This is a genomic window from Pseudomonas sp. KB_15, from assembly GCF_052114525.1.
Lineage (GTDB): Bacteria > Pseudomonadota > Gammaproteobacteria > Pseudomonadales > Pseudomonadaceae > Aquipseudomonas.
The window spans coordinates 1-377 of the sequence record NZ_JBFREX010000335.1; the positions used below are offsets into that span (position 1 = coordinate 1).

Below are 377 nucleotides of genomic sequence, written 5' to 3' on the forward strand. Positions count from 1 at the left end.
CTACAACCGTGGCAAGCGCGGCATGGCGCTGGACCTGCGCCAGCCGGCGGGCGCGGAAGCCGCCCGCCGGCTCGCCTTGTCTTGCGACGTGGTGCTTCACAACGCGCGGCCGGGGACGATGGAATCGATCGGCCTCGACGCCGCCACGCTGCGCACCGCGAAACCGGCGCTGATCCATGCCTCCGTCACCGGCTTTGGCACGCGCGGTCCGTCGCGCCTGCGGCCCGGGCTCGACATCGCGGCCCAAGCCGAAAGCGGCATGATGTCGGTGACAGGCGAAGCGGGCGGCCAGCCCCTGAAGGCCGGCTTCGCCCTGATCGACGCCGCCACGGCGCTCGCCACCTCGAACGCCATCCTCGCCGCGCTGTTCCGGCGCC

At 73.2% G+C, this 377-nt stretch carries 1 protein-coding gene; it reads left to right on the forward strand.

Going from position 1 to position 377, the window contains the following annotated elements:
- A partial coding sequence (locus AB4Z35_RS31155; protein ID WP_442101320.1) for a CoA transferase occupies positions 1–377 on the forward strand: 377 nt, incomplete at both ends.